We start from the raw sequence: 873 nt of genomic DNA, 5'->3' as shown, positions 1-873 counted from the left end.
GTTATAGACTGGTTGGTCTTGATAATAGTGTTTCTTTAAATGTCCTACTCGACCATTTTTTACCATCACCTCAGGAAATGTAGCCCCAAAGCGAACAATCATTTGAGGCTTGAGACTGGTTACCGCTTGATAATTTTTGCCGTCAATGGGAAAACGATGTGGTTCGTCTATAATAACAACTGGACGCGTTCTTTCAAGGGCTGCAATGGGCTGTGTGATGTTAGACAAAAGGGTCTGATCGTATTTGTCACTCGTCATAGAAGACGATCGTAGCATATCTGCATTGACTAGAAGAACTTGAATCGTATTGCTATTAAGCCTTGAGCCTTCGATAAAACTTGTCAGTTGAGCTGGAAAGTTTTTGCGACCACTTTTCACTTTAAAGTCTCCTGCATTGATGACATTGAGATCAATACGAACGTTACTGTAATGTTGAGAAAAGTGCTGTTTAGCATAATCCGACTGGATAAAATGTCTGGTTCCCTCTTTGATAGCGGGACTCGGTACGACTATAATAAATTTAAAAAGTCCTCTCTCCTTGTGAAGCTCATAGAGAAGTCTGGTATATACATAGGTCTTACCAGTTCCTGTCTCCATCTTGACATCTAAAAATTTCTTCTCATCATAGCGTCCATAGAGAAGAGGATTAGCATAGACATAGTTGATATCGGGATCCGTACTACCATCATCAATCTTTGGAAATGCATCCATAATAGCTTTTAAAGCTTCTTCTTGATGGGGCAGTTCTTCTAGAAATAGTTTCATGACGACCTCCTAATAATTCTTTATCAACTTAACTACCTTGTCCAGACTGGACAAGGCTAACTCAAGCTCACGCAGGGCTGTCATCTCAAAACTATAACCATATAGAAT

Annotated in this window: 1 protein-coding gene; it reads right to left on the bottom strand. The window is 39.6% G+C overall.

Annotated elements, in window-relative coordinates; translation table 11 throughout:
* A partial coding sequence (locus D8863_RS10440) for a DEAD/DEAH box helicase family protein (RefSeq protein ID WP_185761482.1) occupies positions 1-765 on the bottom strand: 765 nt, incomplete at its 3' end.
* Positions 766-873 lie beyond the last annotated feature (108 nt).

The sequence above is a fragment of the Streptococcus oralis genome (assembly GCF_003943825.1).
GTDB lineage: Bacteria > Bacillota > Bacilli > Lactobacillales > Streptococcaceae > Streptococcus > Streptococcus oralis_CD.
This window is presented reverse-complemented; position numbering and strand designations above follow the sequence as displayed.